Below are 23696 nucleotides of genomic sequence, written 5' to 3'. Positions count from 1 at the left end.
GCTCCTCCTATCGAGCACAATGGACGGTGTGATCGAGCTGCCGCGCGAGACCTTCGAAGAACTGGTGTCCGAGGCCCTCGACACCATCCCGGCCGAGCTGGCCCGGCAGATGAGCAACGTCGTCATCGTCGTTGAGGACGAGTCGCCCGAACCCGGCCTGCTCGGCCTCTATCACGGTGTACCCCTCACCGAGCGGGGGGACTGGTACGGCGGCGTTCTGCCCGATCACATCTCGATCTACCGTAAGGAAATACTGGCCATCTGCGACACCATCGACGAGGTCGTCGACGAGGTGCGCATTACGGTCGTCCATGAGATCGCTCACCACTTCGGTATCGACGACGAACGGCTGCACGAACTCGGCTGGTAGTCCACACTAGGTCACGCTTGTAACACTCAGCGTGAATCCTGGGGGGAACTGATCCGTGCCGGGCAGACATCGGCGTCCTCTGGAGGAACGGGCCACCTACCGCGAGGTCTTCGCCGTGGGCGAGTTCCGCGCCCTGTGGCTGGCCTCGGCCCTGTCGTACGCCGGCGACCAGCTCGCGCAGGTCGCGCTCGCCGTCCTGGTCTTCCGGATGACCGATTCGCCGCTGCTCACGGCCCTAACATACGCGCTGACCTATATCCCTCCGGTCGTCGGCGGGCCGCTGCTGGCGGGGCTGGCCGACCTGTTCCCGCGGCGCTCCGTCATGGTGGTGTGCGACCTGCTGCGGACGGGGCTGGTCACCCTGATGGCGTTGCGCGCGGACGACCTGGTGACGCTGTGCGTGCTGGTGTTCCTCACCGTCCTGCTCGGCGCCCCCTTCACCGCGGCCCGCGCCGCGCTGCTGCCGGACATACTCGACGGCGACAAATATGTGGCGGGTTCGGCCATCAACAACATCACCCACCAGGCCACCCAGATGCTGGGCTTCCTGGCGGGCGGGGCGCTGGTCATGGCGGTCGGCACGGAGCGCGCGCTGGCGATCGACGCGGCCACCTTCGGGGTGTCCGCGGTGATCCTGCTGGTCGGGGTGCGGCGGCGGGGCGGAGCCGACCGGTCCGGCGACGAGCGCGTGTCGCTGTGGCGCAACACCCGGGCCGGCGCCCGGCTGGTGTTCGGCGACCCGACGCTGCGCTCGCTGGTCGCCTTCGCCTGGCTGTGCTCGTTCTACGTGATCCCGGAGGGGCTGGCGGCCCCGTACGCGGCGACCTTCGACGACAGCCCGGTCACCGTGGGCCTGCTGATGTCGGCGATGCCGACGGGCATGGTGCTCGGCGCGTTCGTGTTCAGCCGGTTCGTCCGGCCGTCCAACCGGCTCCGGTCGATGGGGTGGATGGCGATGCTGGCGTGCGCCCCGCTGATCGGCTCCGGGTTGCAGCCGCCGCTGTGGGCGGTGGTGGCGCTGTGGGCGCTGTCGGGCGTCGGCAGCGCCTACCAGCTCGCCGCGAACGCCGCCTTCGTGGCCGCGGTGCCCCCGTCCGGGCGGGGGCAGGCGTTCGGCCTGGCGCAGTCGGGCATCCTCGCCGGGCAGGGGCTCGGCATCCTGCTCGGCGGGTTCGCCGCGGAGGTCCTGGGTCCCGAGGCCGTGGTGGCGCTGGCGGGGGTGGCGGGGCTGTCGGTGGCGACGATGCTCACCCTGTCGTGGACCCAGATCCGCGGCGACGTCATCTCCTCCATGGTCACTACCGAGCCGGTGGAGGAGCGGGTTCCGGCCTAGCGGGTGGAGGCCTTCTTCAGCGCGTCACCGGTGCGGTCGATGGCGTCCTGGACGCCGGGCTGCTGCCGGGCCTTGTCGACGAGGTCCTGGGCGATCGACCGGTCACTGCCCTCGGCGGGGATCAGCAGCCAGGCGAGCGCGTAGAGCGCGATGCCGGCGCCACCGAAGACGGTGACGGCGGCGAGCCCGATGCGGAGGATGTTGGGGTCGATCCCGGTGTAGTCGCCGATGCCCGAGCAGACGCCGGTGACCATGCGGCCCTCGGTGGTGCGGCGGAGCTTCTTGGTGCCGTCCTTGTGCGTGCCTTCGAGGTTGCTGTTCTCGTTCATGTCTCGATGTTGCCCTTTCCCGAGGCATCCCCACATCAGGGACGGACCCTGACCGCGCCCTGACCCGGACCGCGACGTACCCTGACCCCCATCCCCGAGTGCAGGAGGGCCCGATGGACGTGCTCCGCGTGGACGACCAGCTGACCGACGAGGAGAGGATGGTCCGCGACAGCGTCCGCGCGCTCGTCGCGGAGAAGGTCGCCCCGTACGTCGCCGACTGGTTCGAGCGGGGGCACTTCCCGGCCCGCGAGCTGGGCCCGGAGCTGGGCAAGCTGGGGCTGCTCGGCATGCACCTGCAGGGGTACGGCTGTGCCGGGCTGAGCGCGGTCGCCTACGGCGTGGCCTGCCGGGAGCTGGAAGCCGCCGACTCGGGGTTGCGCAGCTTCGTCTCCGTGCAGGGCTCGCTGGCCATGACGGGCATCCACAAGTACGGCTCGGCGGAGCAGAAGAGCGAGTGGCTGCCGCGGATGGCGGCCGGCGAGGCGCTGGGCTGTTTCGGCCTGACCGAACCCGACCGCGGTTCCGACCCCGGCGACATGCGCACCCACGCCCGGCGGGACGGCTCCGACTGGATCCTCAACGGCGCCAAGATGTGGATCACCAACGGGTCGGTGGCGGACGTCGCCGTGGTGTGGGCGCGCACCGACGAGGGCATCCGCGGGTTCGTGGTGCCCGCCGGGACGCCGGGCTTCACCACGTCCGACATCCACCAGAAGCTTTCGCTGCGCGCGTCCGTCACCTCCGAGCTGGTGTTCGACGACGTGCGGTTGCCGGCGGATGCGGTGCTGCCCGGGGTGACCGGGCTGAAGGGCCCGCTCGGCTGCCTGTCGGAGGCGCGCTACGGCATCCTGTGGGGCGCGGTCGGCGCGGGCCGCGCCTGCTACGAGGCGGCGGTGGACTACGCGAAGACCCGCGAGCAGTTCGGCCGCCCCATCGGCGGGTTCCAGCTCACCCAGGAGAAACTGGCCTGGATGGAGGTCGCGCTCGGCCAGGCCGGCCTGGTCGCACTGCACGTCGGACGGCTCAAGGACGCGGGCGAGGTCATCCCGCAGCAGGTCTCGTTCGGCAAGCTCGCCAACGTCCGGGCCGCCCTGGACGTGGCCCGCCAGGCCCGCACCGTCCTCGGCGCCAACGGCATCACCCTGGAGTATCCGGTGATCCGGCACATGAACAACCTGGAGTCGGTCCTGACCTACGAGGGCACCCAGGAGATCCACACCCTGGTTTTGGGCCAGGCCATCACCGGCATCCCGGCCTACCGCTGAACCTCCGCCGCCGCGGCCTCCGTCCGTTGATCCTTCAGCATCCGAGGTGCCCCAATGCCCCGAAATCCTGAAGGATCACCTGGTGAGGGCGCATGCAACCGTGATCCTTCAGGATCCGGGGTGCCCCGACGCACCGGACGCTGAAGGATCAACGGACGACCGTCTCCTGGACGTGATCCGTCGGCTTTGGTGCGCGGGCGCTGCGGAGGTCACGGGCGGGGGCCGGCCGGGGCCGGGGGGAGGCGGAGTTCGACGCGGGTGCCCGCCGGGGTCGCGGCGACGGTGACGGTGCCGCCGTGCAGGGCGGCCTGCTGGCGGATCAGGGTGAGGCCGAGGCCGGAGCCGGGGCTGCCGGGGCCGCGGTGGAAGCGTTCGAAGACCGCCTCGCGGTGTTCGGGCGGGATGCCGGGGCCGGTGTCGGAGACGGCCAGCAGCCCGGGTTCCAGCCGCACCTCGATCACGGCCCGGCCGGTGCCGTCCCGGCCGTGGACGGCGGCGTTGTCGAGGAGGTTGTCGGCGACCAGGCGCAGGCCCTCAGGCCAGCCGCGGACGAACACCTCGCCGTGCTGGCGGACGTCGATCGTCGCGTGCGGGTGCCGGCGGCGGGCGTCCTCGGCGGCGGCGTCGACCAGTTCGGCGAGGTCGCAGTGGGTGAAGGCGGCCGGGTCCAGCAGTTCGCCGCGGGCGAGCTGGCGGAGCATGGTGATCAGCCGTTGCATCCGGGCGTGCTCGGCGGCCAGGTCCGCGACGATTTCGGCCCGGTCGGCGGCGGCCAGGTCCGGGTGGGCGAGCAGGTCGACGTTGGCGCTCATGCTGGTCAGCGGGGTGCGCAGCTCGTGTGCGGCGCTGGCGGCGAACGCCCGGGCGGCGGCGACGGCGGCGTCCCGGCGGTCCAGCGACTCGTTGATCAGGTGGGCCAGCTCGTCGATCTCGGTGACCTTCGAGGTGGTGGTCAGCCGGCCCGGGTGGCGGGTGAGCGCCCGGGCCTGCCGGTGCAGCACCGACAGCGGCCGGACGGCGAACCGGCCCAGCGCCAGGCCCGCCGCCGCGCCCGCCACGGCGGCGGCCAGGGTGGCCAGCGCCAGCCGGTGCCGGAGCAGGTCGATCCGCTCGGCCAGCCGGTCCTCGGGTTCGAACACCCAGATCCGCCCGGCCCGGCCGCGCGTCCCGAGGTCGGCGGCGGCGAACCGCCAGGCGACGCCGTCGTGGACGAACGTGGCGGGGCCACCCCCGGCGGGCAGGGTGGCGGGCAGGGCGGCGGGTACCAGCCCGATCACCACCGGCTCGCCGCGCTGCGGCCGGAGCAGGGCCCCGCCGTCGAACGCGGCTTGGGCGAGCCGCTGCTCGGCCTGGTCGGTGGGGGCGGCGGGCCGCAGCCGGGTGCGCTGGGCGTACTGCGTGGCGAGCGGGGTCAGCGCGCGCAGCCGCACCGTCAGCTGCCGGTCGCGCTCGGCCCGCAGGTCGTGGGAGGCCAGGTGCAGCACGAGCAGCCCGGCCAGCAGCACCAGCAGCGGGACGAGGACGGCCACGCACAGGGCGAACCGGCTGGACAGCCTCATCGCAGGACGAACCCCACTCCCCGCACGGTGTGGATGATCCGCGGCTCCCCGCCCGCCTCCAGCTTGCGGCGCAGGTAGCCGACGAAGGTGTCCACGGCGTTGCCGGTGACCTCGAAGTCGTAGCCCCAGACCCGGTCCAGCAGCGCCGACCGGGACATGACCAGCCCCGCGTTGCGCGCCAGCACCTCCAGCAGCTCGAACTCCCGCCGGGTGAGCGCCACCTCCCGGCCGCCGACGGTGACGCGCCGGGCGCCGGGGTCGAGGACGAGCGGCCCGGCCTCCACCAGGCCCGCCGGACCGTGCCCGGCCCGGCGCAGCAGCGCCCGCAGCCGCAGCGCCAGCTCGCGCAGGTCGAACGGTTTGACCACGTAGTCGTCGGCGCCGGCCGCGAGCCCCGCCACCCGGTCGGCCACCTCGTCCAGGGCCGACAGCATCAGGATCGGGACCTCCGCGCCCCCGCCGCGCAGGGCGCGGCAGACCTCGATGCCGGACGGCTCGGGCATGGACACGTCCAGCACGATCGCGTCGGCACCGGCCGCCAGGTCCAGGGCGGCGCGCCCCGACCCGGCGGTGTCCACCTCGAAGCCCTCCAGCGTCAGGCCGCGGCGGAGCGCACGCAGGATCGCCGGGTCGTCGTCGACGGCGAGAATCCGGTGCATGGCCGCTCCAGGGGGTCGGGGTGCGCCCAGCCTACGGAGCGGGCGGCCTGCCGCGCCGCGGGAGCCCGCCCGGCTCCGGGCCGTGTTCCGGCCGGGCCCGCGGGACCTGTCGAGTCGCGGAAGCCGGTCCGGTTCCGCCCAGTCTGCGTGGTTTATCGCATTGCGGTGCCGCCCGGCTCCGGGCGGGCCTACGGAGCCTGCTCGCCCTCCGTGGCCGCCCGCTCCGCATCGTCGACGATCTTCTCCAGTTGGGCGATCTCGTGCTCGGAGGGCCCGGCCGGGGCGTCGGCGCCGGGCGCGGCGCCGCAGCCGGTGAGGGCCGCGGCGACCGCGCACGCCAGGACGAGGCGCCGGATCATTTCCGGAACCCGCGGTCCGTGCACCACTTCTGCACCTTGGGCAGGTTCTGCTTGCGCAGCTTGAGCGTGGCCAGCCGGCTCTGCCGGATCTTCGCCCGGCCGGCGATGATGTCCGCGCGAGCCGGGTCCTTGGCCCGGACCTTGGCGGCGCGGTCGTTCATCCAGGCCACCGAGCCGCGCGTCTTGGCGTCCCCCTCGAAGCGGGTGATCAGCCGGTCCACCCGGTCCACGGCCCGGTCGGCTCGGGCGCACATCTGCTTGGCCCGCTTGCCGAGGTCCTTGGGCTTGGGGGTGGGGTCGGCCGAAGCCGGGGTGGCCGTGAACACCAGGGCGACGCCGAGCGCCGCTCCCGCCCATGCCTTTCCTCGCATGTCACTCCTCCGCGTCGTGAACGTGGGCAGGAGGGTAGGAAAGGTTTCTGGCAGAACTCTGAGACGGAGACGCTGTGACGAAGTCCTTCTGGCTGGACGAGGAGTACCACGACGCGTACGGGGAGTGGGTGCGCCGTGGGCTGCCGGAGTTCGACGACTCCTGGGGCGACATCGCCCCCGTGTTGTTCGCGTGCACGGCCTGGTGGATGGCGATCCCGCCCCGCATGACCCCCGGCTACGTGCGCTGGCACCGCCGGGTGGTGAGCGCCGAGTGCTACCGCAACACCTGGGACGGGACGCTGACCGCCCGGGCGGAACTCGTCTCCCCGCTGCCCGCCGAGCTCACCTGCTCCCGGGAATGGTGGCACGACCGGGGCTGGCGGGAGTGGCCGCAGACCTTCGGCCAGTTCCTGGAACCGTCCGACCACGATCTGGCCCGAGCCCCGCACGTCCGGACGTTGCTGCTGGTTGAGGCACCGTTGCCGATCGACGAACTGCCACCGGCCCCACCGGGCCCCGGCGACGGCGTCGTGGACACCGCCCGCCGGGCCGTACGCGTCCTGACCAGGGAACTGAACGACCTGCTCACCCCGATCATCGACCGCCTGGAGGGCTAGCGGCGATCGTGGCGCGCGCCCGCCGGCGCCTCGGGTCAGCCGGTCAGGTAGGGGGCCGCGTCCGTCTCCTTGAGGTGCAGGCCCAGGCCGGAGCGGGTGCGGTCGGGGGTCAGCGAGCCGTCCGCGGGGGTGCGGGTGCCGTCGAACAGCAGGTGCTCGACGCGGGCGTGGTCGTGGAAGTACTCCAGGTGGCGCAGGTGCCAGACCGCCGCCGCGGCGTGCGCGCTGACCTGGGGTGCGCCGTGCGTGGACAGGTCCACGCCGTGCGCGTCGCACAGGGCGGCGACGCGCAGGAAGGCGGTGATGCCGCCGCACCGGGTGACGTCGGCCTGGAGGCAGTCGACCGCGCCGGCCTCCAGCATCCGGGCGAAGTAGGGGATCGTGTAGCCGTACTCGCCCGCCGTGACGTCCATCCCGGGCGGGCCGGTGTCGCGGATCAGGCGCAGGCCGGCGAGGTCGTCGGAGCTGACGGGTTCCTCCAGCCAGGTGACGCCCAGGTCGGCGAAGCACCGGGCCCGGTCGAGCGCCCGCTCGCGGGTGTAGCCGCCGTTGGCGTCCACGTACAGCTCGACGTCGGGGCCGACGGCCTCGCGGGCCGCCGCGACCCGGCCGGGGTCGCGGGCCGGGTCCCGGCCGACCTTCATCTTGACGCGCGGGATGCCCTGCTCGACCCAGCCGGCGAGCTGCCCGGCGAGTTGCGCCTCGGTGTAGGAGGTGAAGCCGCCGCTGCCGTAGACCGGCACGGACCGGTGGCAGGCGTCGATCGCCACCGCCAGCGGCAGGCCCAGCAGCCGGGCCTTGAGGTCCCACAGCGCGATGTCCACGGCGGAGACGGCCATGGCGCCGATGCCGGGGTATCCGGCGTTGCGCAGCGCCCGCACCATCGCCGCCCAGGCGGCGGCGACGTCGGTGACGTCGGCGTCCCGCAGGGCGGGTACCAGCTCGTCGCGGACGACGGCGGCCACCGCGGCCGGGCCGTAGGTGTACCCGGTCCCGGTGTGCCCGGCGGCCGTGGTACGGACGACGACGATGGTCGTGGCGTCCCACTCCAGGGTCCCGTCCGACTCCGGCAGCGCCGTGGGCACCGTGTACGCCGTCACGCCGACGTTCTCCAGCGCGGTCATCGCCGGCGCAGCCGGTGGGCGGCGAGTGCCGCGGCGGCCAGGGCGAGGCCGGCCAGCGCGGCGCGGCCGGAGCTGCGTGGCGGGGCGGGGCGGACCGCCCGGGGTTCGGCTCCGCGCAGGCCGGCGGCCAGTACCTCGGCCAGGTGCACGGGCGCGGGGCCGAGCCCGGCCTGGTCGATCTGGGTGCGGCAGCTGAACCCGTCGGCCAGGACGAGCGTCCCGGGGTCGGCGGTGCGCAGCGCCGGGAACAGGCCGAGCTCGGCGACGTCCTGGGAGACCTGGTAGTGGCCGCGTTCGAAGCCGAAGTTCCCGGCCAGCCCGCAGCATCCGGAGTCCAGGACGTCCGCCTCCACCCCGGCGGCGGCCAGCAGCGTCCGGTCGGCGTCGAATCCCATGATGGCGTACTGGTGGCAGTGCCGCTGCACGACCGCGGCGGCGTCCACGGGCGGCGGGCGCCAGTCGGGGGCCCGTTCGGTGAGGAGTTCGGCCAGGGTGCGGGTCTGGTCGCGGAGCCGCTGGACGTCCGGGTCGTCCGGCCACAGCTCGGCGGCGTCCGAGCGGAACACCGCGGTGCAGCTGGGTTCCAGGCCGACGACCGGGGTGCCCCGCCGCAGGTCGTCGCGGAGGACGTCCAGGGTGCGGGCCAGGGCGCGGCGGGCGATGCCGAGCTGGCCGGTGGAGATCCAGGTGAGGCCGCAGCACACCGCCTGGTCGGGGACCTTCACCCGGAACCCGGCGTCCTCCAGTACCTCGACGGCGGCCCGCCCGATCGCCGGGTGGAAGGAGTCGGTGAACGTGTCCGGCCACAGTACGACCTCGCCGCGCCGGCCCTCCCCTTGCGGCCCGCGCCGCCGCCACCAGTCGACGAAGCGCTCCGCGGCGAACGGCGGCAGCTCCCGCTCGGCGGCGATGCCGCCCGCGAACTTGATCACCCGGTTCAGCCCGGGCAGGGTGGCGAGCGCGTTGGCGGCCCGGGGCGCCCGGCCGGCCAGCGCCGCCCACACCGGCAGCCAGCCCATCGAGTAGTGCGCGCGGGGACGCGGCCGTCCCGCGTGGTGGTGGTGCAGGAACTCGGCCTTGTAGGTGGCCATGTCGACGTTGACCGGGCAGTCGGTCTTGCACCCCTTGCAGGCCAGGCACAGGTCGAGGGCGTCGCGTACCTCCCGGGAGCGCCAGCCCCGGTCGATCGGCGAACCGTTGCGCACCATTTCGAACAGCAGGCGGGCCCGGCCCCGGGTGGAGTGCTTCTCCTCGCGGGTGGCGCGGTAGCTGGGGCACATCACGCCGCCCTCCAGCGAGCGGCACTTGCCCACGCCCACGCACCGCAGCGCCGCCTGGTCGAACCGGCCCGAGTCGCGGGGGTAGGCGAACGCGGTCTCCGGACGCCACGGGTCGTAGCCGGCGCCCAGCCGCAGGTTCTGGTCCAGCCGGTAGGGGGCGACGATCTTGCCGGGGTTCATCCGGTCGCCGGGGTCGAACAGGGCCTTCAGCTGCCCGAACGCCTCCACCAGCTCGGGGCCGAACATCTTGCCCAGCAGCTCGGCCCGGGACTGCCCGTCGCCGTGCTCGCCCGACAGCGAACCGCCGTACGCCACGACCAGGTCCGCGGCGTGCTCGGCGAAGGAGCGCATGGCCGCGACCCCCTCGGCCGACTCCAGGTCGAACGGGATGCGGGTGTGCACGCAGCCCTGCCCGAAGTGCCCGTAGACGGAGGGTTCGCCGTACCCGAACCGGTGCATCAGTTCCTTGAGGCCGCGCAGGTAGTCGCCGACCCGGTCGGGCGGCACCGCCGAGTCCTCCCAGCCCTCCCAGGTGTCGGGGTGGTGCGGCACGTGCGCGGTGGCGCCCAGCCCGGACTCGCGGATCCGCCACAGCTGCCGCTCGTGGTCGGTGTCGTCGTAGATGACCGAGCCCGTCGCGTCCGGGACGGCGTCCACCAGCGCCCGCGCCCGGTCGTGGGCCTCCTGGACGGTCTCGCCCGCGAACTGCACCATCAGGAAGGCCCGGCCGTCCGGGAGCAGCTTCAGGGCCTCCGGGTTGAGGTGTTCGGCCTGCTCGAAGGAGACCAGCTGGTGGTCGATGCCCTCCAGCACGTGCGGGTCGTGGCCGACGATGGCGGGCACGTGGTCGGCGGCGGTGGCGATGTCGGGGAACCCCAGCATCACCAGCGACAAGTGGGCGGGCACCGGGACGAGTTCCAGCTCGGCGCGCAGCACCGTGACCAGCGTCGACTCCGACCCGACCAGCAGCCCTGCCACGTCGAAGTGGTGCTCGGGCAGCAGCGAGTCCAGGTTGTAGCCCGACACCCGGCGGGGGATGTCGGGGTAGCGCTCCCGGATCTGGTGCTCGTACCGGTCGCGCAGCGCCAGCAGGCCACGGAAGATCTCACCCGTCCGGCCTGGTTCGGCGGCCAGCCGCGCGGCCTCGGCGGGGTCGGTCTCGCCGACCCACATCCGCAGCCCGTCGTAGGTCAGCACCTCCAGCCGCCGCACGTTGTCGACGACCTTGCCGTACGCCTGGGCGGTGGCGCCGCACGAGTTGTTGCCGATCATCCCGCCGAGCGTGCAGTTGGGGTGGGTGGCCGGCCGGGGCCCGTACTGCAGGCCGTAGCCGGCGAGCCGGCGGTTCAGGTCGTCCAGCACGATGCCGGGCTCGACCACGCACAACCGCCGTTCGCCGTCCACCGACAGCAGGCGGTGGCAGTACTTGCTCCAGTCGATCACCACGGCGGTGTTGCAGCACTGCCCCGCCAGGCTGGTGCCGCCACCCCGCGACAGAAGCGGCGCGCCGTGCTTCCGGCACACCGCGACGGCCTCCACCGCCGCGCCCACGGTGCGCGGCACCACCACGCCGATCGGTACCTGCCGGTAGTTGGACGCGTCGGTGGCGTACAGGGCGCGGCTGCCGGCGTCGAAGCGGACCTCCCCGTCCACCCGGTCGCGCAGATCCCGCTCCAGCGCCCGCGGATCGACGGCGGCCTGGGGCCGGCGCAGCACCGGCCGCGGCAGGTCGACGGCGCTCATGCCGCCGGCCCGGTGATCAGGATGTGTCCCATACGCCGCCCCCTGCCCCCGAAGGATGCGCGCATTCCTCCATAGGCGCGGCTCACCTGCGGGGACGGCCTCGCCACGGACCGGCCGCACCACCTCGATCAGCGGTATGCGACCGGGCCGGTGTCACCTCGGGCTCAGGCCCGCTCGAAGGTGAGGTCGAAGTCCTTGCGCCAGGTCGCGCCCTCGTCGTCGGACGCCTCCCAGCGGCCGAGGATGCGGTTCTCCTCGACGTCGGCGACGAAACGCTGGTGGAAGTCCGGGTCCGCACGGGTCATGGTCCAGCGCCCGCCGCCGAAGGTCATGGCGAACTGCCGGCACACGCCGCGGTCGTCCTGGTAGAGCACGGCGTAGGCGTCGTTGGGGTCGCTGCGCCCGATGACGAGGCCCGTCTCGGAGCGGGCCGCGCCGTCGTGCAGCACCGTCCGCACGACCAGCAACGACTCCCCGAGCCACTCGATGGTGGCCGTGCCCGATCTCTCGGTGCCCGCCGGTTCGAGGAACCAGGCGTCCGACAGCGTCGTCGTCCACTCGCCGACGAGCCCGGCGAGCTTTTCGAGCTCGGTGTTGCGCATCGTCTCCTCCGATCGGTCGACCCGCGCGACGCCGCCCGGCCACGAAGGCGACGCCGCGTTCGCCGGGCATTCTGCCGGGGCCCTCTGACGTTTTCGCCTGTCCGCCGGTGCCACAGGGAGTACGGAGCCCCGCGCCGGTCGGGAGGGTGCATCGGCCGGCTGGTTCGACGTGATCGTCCACCGGCAGGCGGTCACCCCTGGCGGTGCGGCGGGTTCCCGTAACGGACGCGGAGGAATCTCGCAATGGTCGCGGACCCGGGGGCCTGGTTGGCTTCGGCGCATGCTCGCCAGCGCCCTCACCGCGATCTCCCTCGCCCTGCTCCCCGCCTCCGGCGGCGTCCCGCCCGGCGGGATCACCCCCGCCCGCATCGACGCGTTCGTCGCGGAGTACCGCGAGCGGACGGGCCTGCCCGGGGCCGCGGTGGCGGTCGTCCGGGGGAACGAGGTCGTCCACGCCGCCGGGTACGGGCGGACCGGCTCGGGAGACCCCGTGACGGCGGGCACCCCCATGGCCATCGCCTCGCTCAGCAAGTCCATGACCTCCCTCGCCGTCCTGCGCCTGGTGGAGCGGGGGAAGGTACGGCTCGACGGGACGGTGCGCGACCACCTGCCCGAGTTCGCGATGGCGGACCCCCGGGCGGCGAGGATCACCGTGCGCCAACTGCTCGACCACACCTCGGGCATGGCCGACTCGGCCTTCCGCGAGAAGAGCGGGCGCCGACCCGAATCGCTCAGGGAGGCCGTGGCGCGCCTCAGGACGGCGCGGCTCGCAGCGGCCCCAGGGACCGCGTTCAGCTACCACAACACCAACTACCAGGTCGCCGCGCGGCTCGTCGAGGTGGTGAGCGGCGAACCGTTCGCGGACCACCTCGACGCGCACGTGTTCACCCCACTGGGGATGCACGACAGCCGGACCCTCGCCACCGAACGGGACCTGCCGGGCAGCGCGCGCGGCCACCTGCGCATCCTCGGCCGGGCGGTCGCCCTGCCCGAGCCCACCGGGTTCGGCAACGGGTCCGGCGGGGTGATCAGCAGCGCGAACGACATGGCGCGGTGGCTGATCGCGCAGAACGGCGGCGGCCTCCTCTCCCCGGCGGGCACCGCCGCGCTGCGCACCCCCTCCGCGCGGAACCCGGGCTACGCCCTCGGCTGGTCGATCGGCCGGACCGAGCGCGGCACGCCCGTCATCGGGCACGGCGGCGACCTCTTCACCGCCACAGCCGAGCAACTGCTGATACCGGAATCCGGGTACGGCATCGCGGTCATGGCGAACACCGGCACGGCCTACGGCGACAGCGACGCCCTGCTGGACGGCCTCGTCGCCATGATCGAGGGAACGGAGCCGGAGCTCCCCTCCGCACCCCACCTGGTCATCGACGGCGTGTTCGCGTTGCTGACCCTGGCGACCGCCGGGCTGGCGGCGCGCGGGGTGGCCCGCTCCCGGCGGTGGGCGGCCCGCCGCACGGCCTGGCGGCTGTGGCTGCTGCCCGCCTACCTGGCGCCGCTCGCGCTGTGCGCGGCGCTCGTGCCGGTCTTCCGGGTGCTCGCCCGGGGGCGCGACATCCGGTGGATCCAGGTGGGGTACCTCTACCCGACCTTCATGATCTGGCTGGTGACGGCGGCCGTCGCCGGACTGGCGGTGGTGGCCGCACGGCTCATCCGGCTTCGTCGAGGTAGCGGAGGATCGCCAGGACCCGGCGGCTGTAACCCGGCGTCCGGGTGAGGCCGAGCTTGTCGAAGATGGCGTTGACGTGCTTTTCCACCGTGCTCTGCGACACGTGCAGCCGCTCGGCGATCGCGGTGTTGACCATGCCCTGGGCCAGGTGTTCGAGCACGGCCCGCTCGCGCGGGGTCAGCGCGCCCAGCGGGCTGCCGGCGAGCAGCCGCCGGACCACCTCCGGGTCGAACACCGTGCCACCGGAACCGATCCGCTCCAGCGCGGCCAGGAACTCGGGCACCTCCGACACCCGGTCCTTGAGCAGGTAGCCCAGGCCCTCCGGAGGGCCGGCCAGCAGCCTGGTGGCGGAGGTCCGCTCGACGTACTGGGAGAGCACGAGCACGCCGACGTCCGGCCACCGGTCGCGGATCTCCAGCGCGGCCCGCAGCCCCTCGTCGGTATGCGACGGCGGCATGCGCACGTCGACGACCGCCACGTCCGGGCGCCGCCCGGCCACGGCCGACAGGAGCGCGCCGGCGTCGCCCACCGCCGCCGTCACCTCGTGCCCGGCGTCCCGGAGCAGCCGGGCCAGGCCCTCGCGGAGCAGGACGGAGTCGTCGGCGAGCATCAGACGCACGGCAACCTCGCGGTCACCCTGGTCGGGCCGCCGGGCGGGCTGTCCACGGCGAAGGTCCCGTCCAGCGCCCGCACCCGCCGGGCCAGCCCGGACAGCCCGCCCCCGTCCGGCCGGGCACCGCCGCGGCCGTCGTCGGAGACCGTCACGGTCACCTCGCCTGCCCCGCCCCGGAGGACGACCTCGATCGCGCGTGCCCCGGCGTGCTTGGCGGCGTTGGTGATGGCCTCCCGGGCCACGAAGTAGAGGGCGGTCTCGACCTCCGGCGGGAGCCGTCCGGAGAGCGCGTGGTCTACCGTCACCGGCACCGTGGAGCGCTCCGCGACCTCCGCCAGCGCGGCGCGCAGCCCCGCCGAGTCGAGCTCGGTGGGGTAGACCCGCCACGCCACGTCCCGCAACTCGTCGAGGAGCAGCCGGGACTCGGCGTACGCCTGGTCGACCAGCGCCGGGTCCGCGGCGTGCCGCAACCGGCCCAGCAGCATCGCCAGCGCCACACCCCGCTGCTGGACCCCGTCGTGCAGGTCGCGCTCGATCCGGCGGCGCTCGTCGTCGACGGCCCGCACGATGCCGGAGCGGGACGCGGTCAGCTCGGTGATCCGGCGGCGCATGGCCTCGTCGGAGTCGGGGCCCACGAAACGGTCGGCCAGCCGGCGTTCCAGCCGGATCAGCGCGGCGCTCCACGCGACGGCCAGCACCAGCGCGACCGTCCCGAGGCCGAGGCCGTACGCCCAGCTGCTACCCGTCAGCCGCACCCCGGGGAACTCCAGCGGGACCAGGTCCGCGTCACCCGAGACGAGCTGCACGACTCCGCCGTGCAGCAACAGCACGGCCACGAACAGCCCGGCGACGGCGAGGTAACCGCCCAGCGCGCCGACCGCACCCCGCAGGCCGAGGTAGACGCGCCCGCCGCGGCCACCGCCGCAGGGATGGTCGTACCAGGCGGCGAGCCGCATCCGTTCCAGCTCGACCAGCGCGGCCGTCACCTTCCGCGCCCGCCCGCCACCGACGGCCCCGGCGACGCAGACCCACCCGAGCCCGGCCACCCCGGTCGGCACCCCCGCGAGCACCCCGACGGCCCGCCGAACGGGCACTACGGCGGTCCGGCGCATGACCGGAGTCTAACCGCGGGCCCGCCCCGCACCCGCCGGTCAGTGATGACGACGCTCTCACCCCGCTCGGCGCATCGCCGCGCTATGGCGCCCCCAGCCAGCCGCTTCCTCCGACGACGACCGAGGTGGTCATGGCCGAGCAGCCCCGCGGATCGGCGGGCGGCAGGAACGGGGCGTCGGTGTCGTCATGGCGATTGACCTCCCCTCTGACGTGCGGACATGCCACTTGCGGTGCGGTTTTCCATGGCGGGCGGCCACCGCGGCTGGAGAGCCGTTGACCGCCTGCCCGCACTCGCCGCCGCGCTGGCACCGCGCTGGGCCGGACGGTGTTCGCGGCGTGGTGCCGTGGGTGAGCGGAGGTCCGCCACTACACCGGCTGAGCCCGGGGTGACGATGTCGATCAGGACCGGGCGCGCATCACGGCGTCGGTGTACTGCTCCGTGGTGAGATCGTCGTCGGCGATGCCCAGTTCGGCCAGGACCACCCGGACGTCATCGAGGGCGGCGGTCAGGTCGTCCTCGTCGGCCATGGTCTCCACCTCGATGAACGTACCGTCGATCTCGGGGACGGCGACGAGGGTGGCGAGCATGTCCCGGCCGCAGGCGGTGAACCGGTAGTTCGCGCAGTGCTTCTCGAACGCGACGAGGTGTTCGGCGCCCAGCGCGATCAGCACGGTGTCGATGACGGCCGGGTCGGCGACCTTCGTCTCATGCTCGGGTTTGGATCCGGACGCCTCGTCGACCGCGGGTTCCTTGTAGGTCAGCACGGTGCGGCGCATCCCGGCCGCCTCGACCACCCGTACCCGAAGTTCCCGGCCGGCGGCGGTGAACGGGCGGCCGGGCCGGTCGTAGTAGGTGTCGCGGTAGACGCTGACCTCTTCGTCGGCTCGGGTGCGCAACCGGGCCCGGAGTGCTTCGGGGTCGTGAACCCGCGCCTTCAACTCAGCCTCGATCACCGCTCGGTCTTCCTTCCTGGGGCGCCCCGTCGCCACATGTCGTTGAACTGCCGGAGGAACCCTGCATGTAGTACCGCCATCGGCGGCGGGTGTCTTCGTATTCTCTGCTCACGGCGGCGGCGCGCGCGTACCGTGGGCGGTGGGTTCGGAACGTCTACAGCGAGGCCAGGCCATGTCGCGTTCACACGATGACGGTCCCCGGCGCATCGGGGAAAACGTCCGGGCGGCCCGCCGGGCCCGCGGGTTGAGCCTGGAGGCGGCGGCCGGGTTGGTCGGGCGGTCCAAGGGCTGGCTATCCAAGATCGAGAACGGCAAGGCGCGATTGGAACGCAGATCCGACATCGCGGCTCTGGCCGATGCGCTCGAGGTGTCCGCCGACGCATTGCTGGGGGTGTCGGCACCCGAGGTGCAGCCGGATCGGCGCGGATACAGCCTGGTGGGGCTGCAACGGGCGCTGCTTGATGTTTCCTGTGCTGACCCGCCCGATATGCCCTCCCGTCCGGTCGCCGTGCTCGCCGCGGAGGTGGAGCGGGCCGACCAGGCGTTGCGGAACGCCGACTATGCCACGGTGATGGCCGTTCTTCCCGGTGTGATCAGGGAACTCTCGGTGCACGCGGCGGCTGGAATCGAGCCCGCGAGAAGCGAGGCGCTCCGGTTGCTGGTGGTGGCGTGCGGCTCGGATGCGACATGCACCTTGCGGCATCTGGGGGACGGCAGTCTCGGATGGGTCGCGGGAGAACGCGCCCGGCAGGCCGCCGAACAACTCGACGAGCCGGTATGGCAGGCCGCCGCCGCGTTCGGTCAGGCGCACGCGCGTAGTTCGGCCAACCGGCCCCGGGCGTTGATGACCACACCCCGGACCGCCGATGAGCTGGAACCGCACATTGGTGACGACCCGTTCGCGCACCAGGTGTACGGGATGCTGCGGCTGTCCGCGGCGCTGGCGTGCCAGGTCGCGGGGGACCATGGAGCGGCCCGCGACCACGCCGACGAAGCGGCCCGCGTCGCCGAGCCGCTCGGCGACGACCCGGCCGCGTTCGAGGTGTTCGGCGTGGCCAACACCGGGGTATGGCGGACGTCCCTCGCCGTTGAAGCCGGTGAGCCCACCGAAGCGCTCGAGTACGCCGATCGGGTGGAACCACGAGCGCTGGCCTCCGGCAACCGGCGGGCGGCCTTGCGGATCGAGAAGGCACGCGCCCTGGCGATGCTCGGACGGGACGGCGATGCCGTCCGAGAACTACGGCAGGCCGAGCGACTGTCGCCCGAGCAGGTACGGCATAACCCGCTGATCCGCGAGCTCGTCGGCGGGCTGCTCGACCGTGCGGGCGGCCGTGATCTACGCGGGCTGGCGTGGCGGATGAATCTGGTCTGACAAAGGTTTCCGCATGGAAACGGCAAGGGGTTGAGCCCACCGTACGGTGCCGCTCACAGTGCGTCGTCAGACGCAGGGAGCGGCCCCGGGCCGGTGCGCGAACACCGATGATGCCGGGGCCTGACCAGGAAACGAGGTCCTGGCTATGGGCAAGGTATCCGAGATCGGTGGTCGGTCGTGACCGCGGTGGCGGTCGCCCCGTGGACGGCGGCGGAGGTCGACCCCGAAAGCGCATTGGCTGACCTGCGACACCGGTTCCCCGGGGTGTGTGCGTGGTTCGGCGAATTCACCGGCCGGTGGTGGGCGGTGACCCGGCGAGAGCTTGTCGAGGCGGCTGACCCGGTCGAGCTCGCCCGCCGCCTGGAGGCGGTTCTCCCGGCCCGTAACCCGGTACCGCCGCGGGGTGTGATGGTCGGTCCGTCCGGGCAGTGGACCACCGCGACCGTGCCCTGCCCCAACCCGCCCCGGGCGCCCGTCGCGCTCCGACCGGCTCGCCGGTGGCGGCACGCACGCACGGACGACCGGCCCGCGCTGTGGCGGCGGGTGCTGGGTGCCTTCGTGGTTCGGGAGGTGCGGTCGTGACGACGCCGTACTACGCGGGTGGCCCGCCTCGCTTGTTCGCCTGGGACGCCCTGCTCGGCGGCGGCCGGGGTGCGGGTGGGATCACCGGCGACGAGAAGCAGGCGCGCGAGCGGCTGGCCGAGGTTCTGCGTGGTGAACCTGCCGGGACCCGTGGCGTGGTGCGCCGCGCGTATCACACCGGGTCCGGGCACGAGCCGTACGAGTACGGGGAGCCGGTCGCGATCGGTACCGCGACCGATCGCGGGGTGACATGGACATGACACGGCGTTCAGCGGTCGGTCGTCCACGGGCCCGGGAGACCACTGTGGCGCTGGTCCTGCGGGCGGGGAAGACTCCGGAACTCCTGTGCTCCCCTCGGGCTCCCAACGGGGGCGGAAGGGGAGCCCGGGAAGTCCTGTGACGCTGTGCCGCAGGTCAAGCGGGTGAAGAGGGGTGGGCCGCCTGGGACTCGAACCCAGAACCTATGGATTAAAAGTCCACAGCTCTGCCAATTGAGCTAACGGCCCTTGCCCGGCGAAGCATACCGAGCCCTCCGGACGGCCCGTGCATCCCGTCCGGTAGGGGACAGGCCGCCGGTCCTCAGGATGCGGTGCCCGGGATGCCGGGGTCCAGTCGTTTTTCCGGTCGTCATGCGATCATGGCGCATGCCTTTCACCGCGCCGCCGCCGGCGGCCGTGGCCTGGCTGCACCAGGGCGCGTGCTCGGGCTTCGAGGTTGGCTACTTCCATGAGCACGACGGCAGGTACCGCATCAAGGGGTGCACGGCCGCAGTGGAGGAGGGCCGGACCTGGGTCGTCGATTACAGCATCACGCTGGACCCGTCCTGGGCGAGGCGTGCGGCCCGAGCCGGCTGACCAACGCCGCCCCTGATCCTTCAGCTTTCGCGGTGTTATGGCGCCCTGGATGCTGAAGGATCATGGGCGGGGGCGGGGGCGGGGGCGGGGTTAGCCGGGGCGGACGGCTCCGTTGAACTCCTGCTTGTAGTGCGAGCCGAGATCGACCTGCTGGACGTGCTTGCCCGAGCTGGGGGCGTGGATCATCTGTCCCTGGCCCGCGTAGACGCCCACGTGGCTGCGGCCGGAGTAGAAGAAGAGCAGGTCGCCGGGCTGGAGGTCGCCGTAGGCGACCTTCCGGCCGACCGCCGAGTAGATGGCGGTGGTGGTGCGGGGGAGTTGCACGCCGGCTTTGCGCCAGGCGGCGGTGGCCAGGCCGGAGCAGTCCCAGGCGTCGGGTCCGTTCCCGCCCCACGAGTAGCTGTCGCCGATCTGCTGCCGGGCGAACGCGACGACGGCGGCGGTGCCCTGCCCGGAGGCCCCGGAGGTCTGCGCGGGCGGCTGCGCGGCGGGGCGCGGCCGGGGGAGTTGCGCCGGCGGCTTCGTCTCGGGGACGGCGGCAGGGCGCTGTGGCGGGGTCGCCGTGGGAGCGGGCGGCTCCGGGGTCGGGGTCGCCGGGGTGGCGGGCGGCTGCGGGGTCTGCGCCGTCGGCTTCGTCGTGGGGGCGGCGGCAAGCGCCCGGGCGTCCACCGCGCGGGTCGGGCCCAGCAGGGTGGCCGAGCCCACGACGGCCGTCGCGCCCAGCGCGACGCCGCCGGCGAAACGGAACGTGCGGGGCTTCGGGAACATGCGGGACTTCAGGGGGGTGTCCAGGATGGCTCCTCGTGTGGGGGTGGTGCCTGCCGGGCGACCGGAATCCGGCGGACGGCATGCGGCGGTCCGCGGTGTTTCGGTGGAGGGGATCGGCCCGCGGGAGGAACTCGCGCGGGGTGCGCCCGGCTCCGCACTTCTCGGTGGTGCGGATGAGGCGAGCCGGCCAGGGCGTTCGCCAGGGGATGGGGCCGGCGTGTTCTGTTGTTCGCGAGCGGGCTGGTGGCCGCTCGGCCCTGGGCACGTTAATCACGGCCCGGCGGCGGGGGCAAATCCCCGCGAGGTCCGGAGCATGATCGTCCGCGGGCGGGACGTGCCGAACGCCCAGCCCAAAGCGCCACTTCGTTATCGGAATGTGATGCCAGCCACATCCGTCCCGAACGGCACGAAAACGCCGCGGAACCCGGCCCGCCCTGCCGGCGTTGTCCCGGCATGGCGGTACTGGTGTTCCTGACGATTCCCGGCCTGGTCCTCGCCCTGGTCGCGTTCGCCGCGGTGGACCGGATGGGGCTGTGGGCGCACCGCCGGATACGGCTGCCCTGGATCAGGGACGGCGAGCGGGCGATGTCCGCCCCGGGCCTCGACGAGCTCCACGCGATCTTCTACGCCGGCAAGCGGCACGAGATCGACCAGCGCCGCACCTCTCTGGTGCTGCGCGACGAGGAGGGCGACGGCAGCCTGATCGACCTCGACGGCGGCACCGCGCTCCTGCGGCACCGCCGCCGTTGAGCGGTCAGGCCACGGGCAGGGTGCGGGCCAGGAACTCCTCGGTCTGCCGCCAGGCACGGGCGGCGGCCTCCGGCCGGTAGAACATCGGCGCGACGTGGTTGTGGAAGGCGTGCCCGCCGTCCTCCTGGACGTGCAACTCCATCCCGGGCCGGCCGGCGACGGCCTCGGCCAGCCGCCGCACCCCCTCACCCGGGATGTAGGGGTCGTCGCCGCCGAACTGGAACTGCACCGGGCACTCGATGGAGTCCAGCAGGTCCAGCATGTCGGGCACCCCCGACCCGTAGTACGACACCAGCGTCGCCGGCCGTGCCCGCGCCGCGAGCAGGTAGCCCATCGTGCCGCCCAGGCAGAAGCCGAGCGCCCCGGCGCCGCCGGTCACCTCGGGCAGCGCGGCCAGGCTGTCCAGCGCCGCGGCCAGGTCGGCCGTCCCGAGGTCCCGGTCGAAGCGGGACGCCAGCGCCATCGACTCCTGGAGCCCGGCCTCGTCGTGCGCGCCCTCCCAGCCGGGCTGCAGCCGCCAGAACAGGTCCGGCGCCCCGACCACGTACCCCATCCCGGCCAGCCGCTCCGCGACCGCCCGGATGTACGGGCCCACCCCCCAGATCTCCTGGATCAGCAGGAGACCCGGCCCGCTCCCGGACGCGGGGTGCCACACCTGCATGTCGAACGTCCCGTCGGCCACCTGGACCGACTCGGTCTTTGCACTCATGGCCGCCATCTTGTCGGTTCACCCGGAAGGCCGTGAATGTGACTCGCTTCTGGGGGTACGCCCCTCCGCAACCTCGACGGACAGGGGAGATGCATGGGGCATGTGGACCCGGCCGCCGACCCGCTGGTACGCAGCCTGAAGCGGGCGGCCGGCGTATTGAAGGAGGCGGAGTTGCCGTTCGCGCTGGCGGGCGGGTTCGCCGCCTACGCGCGCGGTGCCGCGATCTCCACGCACGATGTCGACTTCGTCCTGCGGGAGCAGGACGCGGAGGCCGCGCTGACCGCACTCGCCAAGGTGGGCATGACACCGCACGAGTGCCCGGAGGACTGGCTGGTCAAAGTGCACGACGACGACCGGATGATCGACCTGATCTACCGTCCCTCCGGCCGTCCGGTGGACGACGCGCTGCTGGGCCGGGCCGACGAGCTGGGGCTCGCCGGGGTGATGCTGCCGGTGCTGCCCGCCGAGGACCTGGTGATCATGCGGCTGCTGGCCTACACCGAGACGGCGTGCGACTTCAGCGACTTCCTGCACGTCTGCCGCGCGCTGCGCGAGCAGGTCGACTGGGCAAAGGTCGCCAAGGAGACCGGGCACTCCCCGTACGCCTACGCGTTCTTGACACTGCTCCACCGTCTCGACGTGATCGACGGAGGATTCCCGTGACTGACAACGTAGAGGTGCCGCACTACCTGGCGGCGCACATCCAGGAACGGCTGGCCGAGCGGACGCACGAGCTGGGCATCCGCGTCGACGTGCGGGGTGAGGGGGTCTACCTGCGCGGCGACGTCGCCAGCGAGGAGCGCCGCCGGCTGGTCGAAGAGGTCGCCCGGACCGCCGCGGCGGGCCACCGGGTGCACAACGAGGTGACGGTCATCCCGGTGCGCGAACCCGAGGGGGAGGAGACGATTTCATGATCCGGATTGCGGCGGTCGGCGACCTGCACGTCGGCCCGGACGTGGCGGGCGAGTACCGGGCCCGGCTCGCCGACCTGCCCGACCGGGCCGACGTCCTGCTGGTGGCCGGTGACCTGACCCGGCACGGGACGGTCGAGGAGGGCCGGATCGCGGCCGACGAGCTGCGCGACGTGGGCATCCCGGTGATCACCGTGCTGGGCAACCACGACTACCACTCCGACGAGCAGGACAAGATCACCGAGGTGCTGCGGGAGGCGGGCGTGACCGTCCTGGAGGGCGACGGCACGGTGATCCCCTGCGGGGACAGGCGGCTGGGGGTGGCCGGCGGCAAGGGTTTCGGCGGCGGCTTCGCCGGGCGCTGCGCCAGCGACTTCGGCGAGCCCGAGATGAAGGCGCTCGTCCGGCACACCAAGGAGTTCTCCCACCGCCTGTACGAGGCGCTGACCGGGCTGGACGTCGACCACCGGGTGGCCCTGACCCACTACTCGCCGGCCAAGGACACGCTCGCCGGCGAGCCGCTGGAGATCTACCCCTTCCTCGGCAGCTACCTGATGGCCGAGGCGATCGACGCCGCGGGCACCGAACTGGCCGTGCACGGCCACGCGCACAAGGGCAGCGAGAAGGGCCTGACCCCGCGCGGGGTGCGGGTCCGCAACGTGGCGCTGCCGGTGCTGCGGCGCGCGTACGCCGTCTACTGCCTGGGCGACGGGTCCGCGGCCGACACCCGCCCGGACGCGGTTCCCGCCGCACTCTGAGCGAAGCGAAGGCGCCTCCGGCCGGAGTGGCCGGAGGCGCCTCGTGGAGTTTCGGCCCGGCCGCGCAGCACCTCGTGCGCGGCCCCGCCCCGCGCACGGTGGTGGAACGGGCCGCCGCCTCGTACGGCGGCCCGTTCCGCTCGTGGCGGCGTCCGCCGGGCGAGCCCGGCTCAGCGGTTGGTCTTGGCCGCGCTGATGTCGGCCAGCGCCGAGCCCTCGTCGCGCTCGATCGCCAGGTCGCCCAGGGAGACGACGCCCACCGGACGCTCGTCCTCCACCACGGGGATCCGCCGGACCGAGTGCTCGCGCATGAGCTGGACGACCTTCTTCAGGTCGTCGTCGGGCGCGACGGCGGCGAGATGGCCGCTGCACAGTTCGGACACGGCGGTCTGCTCGGGGTCGCCGCCCTCGGCCATGGCCCGGACCACCAGGTCGCGGTCGGTGACCAGGCCGCGCAGCCGGTCGTCGTCGGTGGTGACCAGGACGTCACCGACGCCCTCGTCCCGCATCAGCCGGGCGACGGTCCGCAGGTCGGCGTCGGGCCGGACGGTGACCGGCGCACCGGTCATCACTTCGCGCACTTTCTGTGCCATGGGGGCTCCTGTTCGTCCTTCGGGGACGGCCCCCTACCCGCGCGGCCCGGGGTCATTCGAGCGGCCTCGTCCCGGGGGGTCGAAATAGCGGAAGCCCCGGCCGCAGCGTTGGCGCCGCAGCCCGGGCTCCGCGAAGTCGCTCGCCGGAGTCCTACCCCGGCGTCGTTTCCGTCCGGCCCGGGGTCATGCCCCGGCCGGACGGGAAGGATCAGCGACTCGGCTGGGCGACCGCCTTGCTGACGCTGGCGGGGCTGTCGTACTCGCCCTCGGCGAGACGTTGGAGCGCGTTCAGGACTTCGCCCTTGGCGCCCTTGGACCGGGCGTGGCGGATGATCTGGTCCTTGGTGGCGGGGTAGTCCATCCCCGCGAGGTAACGCTGGATGTCGATGAATTCGGCCTGCTTGGCCATTGGGCTTTCTCCTCTCGGTCTTAT

The 23696-nt window shown here is 73.2% G+C and carries 28 protein-coding genes and 1 tRNA gene; 13 read left to right on the top strand and 16 right to left on the bottom strand.

Features of this window, described 5'->3' with window-relative positions; all coding sequences use genetic code 11:
* The first annotated feature begins 28 nt into the window (after positions 1-28).
* Both DPM19_RS29885 and DPM19_RS29880 read left to right on the top strand, forming a co-directional pair.
* A complete protein-coding gene (locus DPM19_RS29885; protein ID WP_111871501.1) occupies positions 29-370 on the top strand; it encodes a metallopeptidase family protein in 342 nt (113 codons plus the stop codon).
* 55 nt (positions 371-425) lie between these two features.
* Complete coding sequence (locus tag DPM19_RS29880; RefSeq protein WP_111871419.1) at positions 426-1703, top strand: MFS transporter; 1278 nt, start codon at positions 426-428, stop codon at positions 1701-1703.
* Here DPM19_RS29880 and DPM19_RS29875 read toward each other — a convergent pair.
* A complete protein-coding gene (locus tag DPM19_RS29875; RefSeq protein ID WP_111871418.1) occupies positions 1700-2032 on the bottom strand; it encodes a PspC domain-containing protein in 333 nt (110 codons plus the stop codon). The two genes, DPM19_RS29880 and DPM19_RS29875, sit on opposite strands and share 4 nt — an antisense overlap.
* A 113-nt stretch (positions 2033-2145) precedes the next feature.
* On the opposite strand from DPM19_RS29875, the gene DPM19_RS29870 reads away from it, so the two are divergent.
* On the top strand, positions 2146-3297 hold the full coding sequence (locus tag DPM19_RS29870; protein ID WP_111871417.1) for an acyl-CoA dehydrogenase family protein: 1152 nt from the start codon (positions 2146-2148) through the stop codon (positions 3295-3297).
* A gap of 209 nt (positions 3298-3506) precedes the next feature.
* Here the strand turns inward: DPM19_RS29870 and DPM19_RS36855 are convergent, their stop codons facing one another.
* From DPM19_RS36855 to DPM19_RS29855, 4 genes are all read right to left on the bottom strand, one after another.
* Positions 3507-4856: a sensor histidine kinase gene (locus tag DPM19_RS36855; RefSeq protein WP_111871416.1), complete on the bottom strand. Its 1350-nt coding sequence runs from the start codon at positions 4854-4856 to the stop codon at positions 3507-3509.
* Positions 4853-5515 (bottom strand): response regulator transcription factor, encoded by a 663-nt coding sequence (locus DPM19_RS29860; RefSeq protein WP_111871415.1) that lies wholly within the window; start codon positions 5513-5515, stop codon positions 4853-4855. The genes DPM19_RS36855 and DPM19_RS29860 overlap by 4 nt, the downstream gene beginning before the upstream one ends.
* Before the next feature lie 188 nt (positions 5516-5703).
* Positions 5704-5874 carry a hypothetical protein gene (locus DPM19_RS35515; protein WP_158566938.1) on the bottom strand — a complete coding sequence of 57 codons (171 nt, stop codon included), beginning with the start codon at positions 5872-5874 and terminating at the stop codon, positions 5704-5706.
* A complete protein-coding gene (locus DPM19_RS29855; protein ID WP_111871414.1) occupies positions 5871-6245 on the bottom strand; it encodes a hypothetical protein in 375 nt (124 codons plus the stop codon). The genes DPM19_RS35515 and DPM19_RS29855 overlap by 4 nt, the downstream gene beginning before the upstream one ends.
* Before the next feature lie 74 nt (positions 6246-6319).
* Between DPM19_RS29855 and DPM19_RS29850 the strand changes: the two genes are divergently transcribed.
* Positions 6320-6862, top strand: coding sequence for a hypothetical protein (locus tag DPM19_RS29850; protein ID WP_111871413.1), 543 nt, complete (start codon positions 6320-6322; stop codon positions 6860-6862).
* Positions 6863-6897: 35 nt separating this feature from the next.
* Here DPM19_RS29850 and DPM19_RS29845 read toward each other — a convergent pair whose 3' ends face one another.
* From DPM19_RS29845 to DPM19_RS29835, 3 genes are all read right to left on the bottom strand, one after another.
* A complete protein-coding gene (locus tag DPM19_RS29845; protein ID WP_111871412.1) occupies positions 6898-7986 on the bottom strand; it encodes an enolase C-terminal domain-like protein in 1089 nt (362 codons plus the stop codon).
* Positions 7983-11009, bottom strand: a complete 3027-nt coding sequence (locus DPM19_RS29840) for an FAD-binding and (Fe-S)-binding domain-containing protein (protein ID WP_111871411.1) — start codon at positions 11007-11009, stop codon at positions 7983-7985. Before DPM19_RS29840 ends, DPM19_RS29845 begins: the two co-directional genes overlap by 4 nt.
* A 164-nt stretch (positions 11010-11173) precedes the next feature.
* Positions 11174-11611 carry a hypothetical protein gene (locus tag DPM19_RS29835; protein ID WP_111871410.1) on the bottom strand — a complete coding sequence of 146 codons (438 nt, stop codon included), beginning with the start codon at positions 11609-11611 and terminating at the stop codon, positions 11174-11176.
* Positions 11612-11891: 280 nt separating this feature from the next.
* Between DPM19_RS29835 and DPM19_RS29830 the strand changes: the two genes are divergently transcribed.
* On the top strand, positions 11892-13334 hold the full coding sequence (locus DPM19_RS29830; protein WP_111871409.1) for a serine hydrolase domain-containing protein: 1443 nt from the start codon (positions 11892-11894) through the stop codon (positions 13332-13334).
* Here the strand turns inward: DPM19_RS29830 and DPM19_RS29825 are convergent.
* The 3 genes from DPM19_RS29825 to cyaB all read right to left on the bottom strand — a co-directional run bounded on the left by DPM19_RS29825 (position 13267) and on the right by cyaB (position 15966).
* Entirely contained in the window at positions 13267-13905 is a 639-nt protein-coding gene (locus tag DPM19_RS29825) for a response regulator transcription factor (protein WP_111871408.1), read from the bottom strand. The genes DPM19_RS29830 and DPM19_RS29825 overlap by 68 nt on opposite strands.
* Positions 13896-15011 carry a sensor histidine kinase gene (locus DPM19_RS29820; RefSeq protein WP_199485357.1) on the bottom strand — a complete coding sequence of 372 codons (1116 nt, stop codon included), beginning with the start codon at positions 15009-15011 and terminating at the stop codon, positions 13896-13898. The genes DPM19_RS29825 and DPM19_RS29820 overlap by 10 nt, the downstream gene beginning before the upstream one ends.
* Positions 15012-15411: 400 nt before the next feature.
* Positions 15412-15966: a class IV adenylate cyclase gene (cyaB, locus tag DPM19_RS29815; protein WP_111871406.1), complete on the bottom strand. Its 555-nt coding sequence runs from the start codon at positions 15964-15966 to the stop codon at positions 15412-15414.
* A gap of 172 nt (positions 15967-16138) precedes the next feature.
* On the opposite strand from cyaB, the gene DPM19_RS29810 reads away from it, so the two are divergent.
* The 3 genes from DPM19_RS29810 (at position 16139) to DPM19_RS29800 (ending at position 18180) form a co-directional block, all read left to right on the top strand.
* Positions 16139-17338 carry a helix-turn-helix domain-containing protein gene (locus DPM19_RS29810; protein ID WP_111871405.1) on the top strand — a complete coding sequence of 400 codons (1200 nt, stop codon included), beginning with the start codon at positions 16139-16141 and terminating at the stop codon, positions 17336-17338.
* 177 nt (positions 17339-17515) lie between these two features.
* Positions 17516-17920 (top strand): hypothetical protein, encoded by a 405-nt coding sequence (locus tag DPM19_RS29805; protein ID WP_111871404.1) that lies wholly within the window; start codon positions 17516-17518, stop codon positions 17918-17920.
* Positions 17917-18180 (top strand): hypothetical protein, encoded by a 264-nt coding sequence (locus DPM19_RS29800; RefSeq protein ID WP_146779044.1) that lies wholly within the window; start codon positions 17917-17919, stop codon positions 18178-18180. The genes DPM19_RS29805 and DPM19_RS29800 overlap by 4 nt, the downstream gene beginning before the upstream one ends.
* 173 nt (positions 18181-18353) lie before the next feature.
* On the opposite strand, the gene DPM19_RS29795 is transcribed toward DPM19_RS29800, so the two are convergent.
* A tRNA-Lys gene (locus tag DPM19_RS29795) sits at positions 18354-18426 on the bottom strand.
* Between the two features lie 138 nt (positions 18427-18564).
* On the opposite strand from DPM19_RS29795, the gene DPM19_RS29790 reads away from it, so the two are divergent.
* Positions 18565-18774: a putative glycolipid-binding domain-containing protein gene (locus DPM19_RS29790; RefSeq protein WP_111871402.1), complete on the top strand. Its 210-nt coding sequence runs from the start codon at positions 18565-18567 to the stop codon at positions 18772-18774.
* Between the two features lie 90 nt (positions 18775-18864).
* Here DPM19_RS29790 and DPM19_RS29785 read toward each other — a convergent pair whose 3' ends face one another.
* The gene (locus DPM19_RS29785; RefSeq protein ID WP_111871401.1) at positions 18865-19542 is read right to left on the bottom strand and encodes a C40 family peptidase; all 678 of its coding nucleotides are present in this window, start codon (positions 19540-19542) and stop codon (positions 18865-18867) included.
* Between the two features lie 453 nt (positions 19543-19995).
* Between DPM19_RS29785 and DPM19_RS29780 the strand changes: the two genes are divergently transcribed.
* Positions 19996-20292, top strand: coding sequence for a DUF6191 domain-containing protein (locus DPM19_RS29780; RefSeq protein ID WP_111871400.1), 297 nt, complete (start codon positions 19996-19998; stop codon positions 20290-20292).
* A 4-nt stretch (positions 20293-20296) separates the two neighbouring features.
* Here DPM19_RS29780 and DPM19_RS29775 read toward each other — a convergent pair whose 3' ends face one another.
* Positions 20297-21001 (bottom strand): dienelactone hydrolase family protein, encoded by a 705-nt coding sequence (locus DPM19_RS29775; protein ID WP_111871500.1) that lies wholly within the window; start codon positions 20999-21001, stop codon positions 20297-20299.
* A gap of 93 nt (positions 21002-21094) precedes the next feature.
* Between DPM19_RS29775 and DPM19_RS29770 the strand changes: the two genes are divergently transcribed.
* The 3 genes from DPM19_RS29770 to DPM19_RS29760 are packed head-to-tail and all read left to right on the top strand — an operon-like array spanning position 21095 to position 22670.
* Positions 21095-21664: a nucleotidyltransferase gene (locus DPM19_RS29770; protein ID WP_111871399.1), complete on the top strand. Its 570-nt coding sequence runs from the start codon at positions 21095-21097 to the stop codon at positions 21662-21664.
* Positions 21661-21915 (top strand): BON domain-containing protein, encoded by a 255-nt coding sequence (locus DPM19_RS36540; protein WP_111871398.1) that lies wholly within the window; start codon positions 21661-21663, stop codon positions 21913-21915. Before DPM19_RS29770 ends, DPM19_RS36540 begins: the two co-directional genes overlap by 4 nt.
* Entirely contained in the window at positions 21912-22670 is a 759-nt protein-coding gene (locus tag DPM19_RS29760; protein WP_111871397.1) for a metallophosphoesterase family protein, read from the top strand. The genes DPM19_RS36540 and DPM19_RS29760 overlap by 4 nt, the downstream gene beginning before the upstream one ends.
* 170 nt (positions 22671-22840) lie before the next feature.
* Here the strand turns inward: DPM19_RS29760 and DPM19_RS29755 are convergent, their stop codons facing one another.
* Together DPM19_RS29755 and DPM19_RS29750 are read right to left on the bottom strand one after the other, a co-directional pair.
* Positions 22841-23263 carry a CBS domain-containing protein gene (locus tag DPM19_RS29755; RefSeq protein ID WP_111871396.1) on the bottom strand — a complete coding sequence of 141 codons (423 nt, stop codon included), beginning with the start codon at positions 23261-23263 and terminating at the stop codon, positions 22841-22843.
* 208 nt (positions 23264-23471) lie between these two features.
* The gene (locus DPM19_RS29750; RefSeq protein WP_111871395.1) at positions 23472-23672 is read right to left on the bottom strand and encodes a DUF2795 domain-containing protein; all 201 of its coding nucleotides are present in this window, start codon (positions 23670-23672) and stop codon (positions 23472-23474) included.
* Positions 23673-23696 lie beyond the last annotated feature (24 nt).

Source organism: Actinomadura craniellae (assembly GCF_003289645.1).
GTDB classification, from domain to species: Bacteria; Actinomycetota; Actinomycetes; order Streptosporangiales; family Streptosporangiaceae; genus Actinomadura_D; species Actinomadura_D craniellae.
This window is presented reverse-complemented; position numbering and strand designations above follow the sequence as displayed.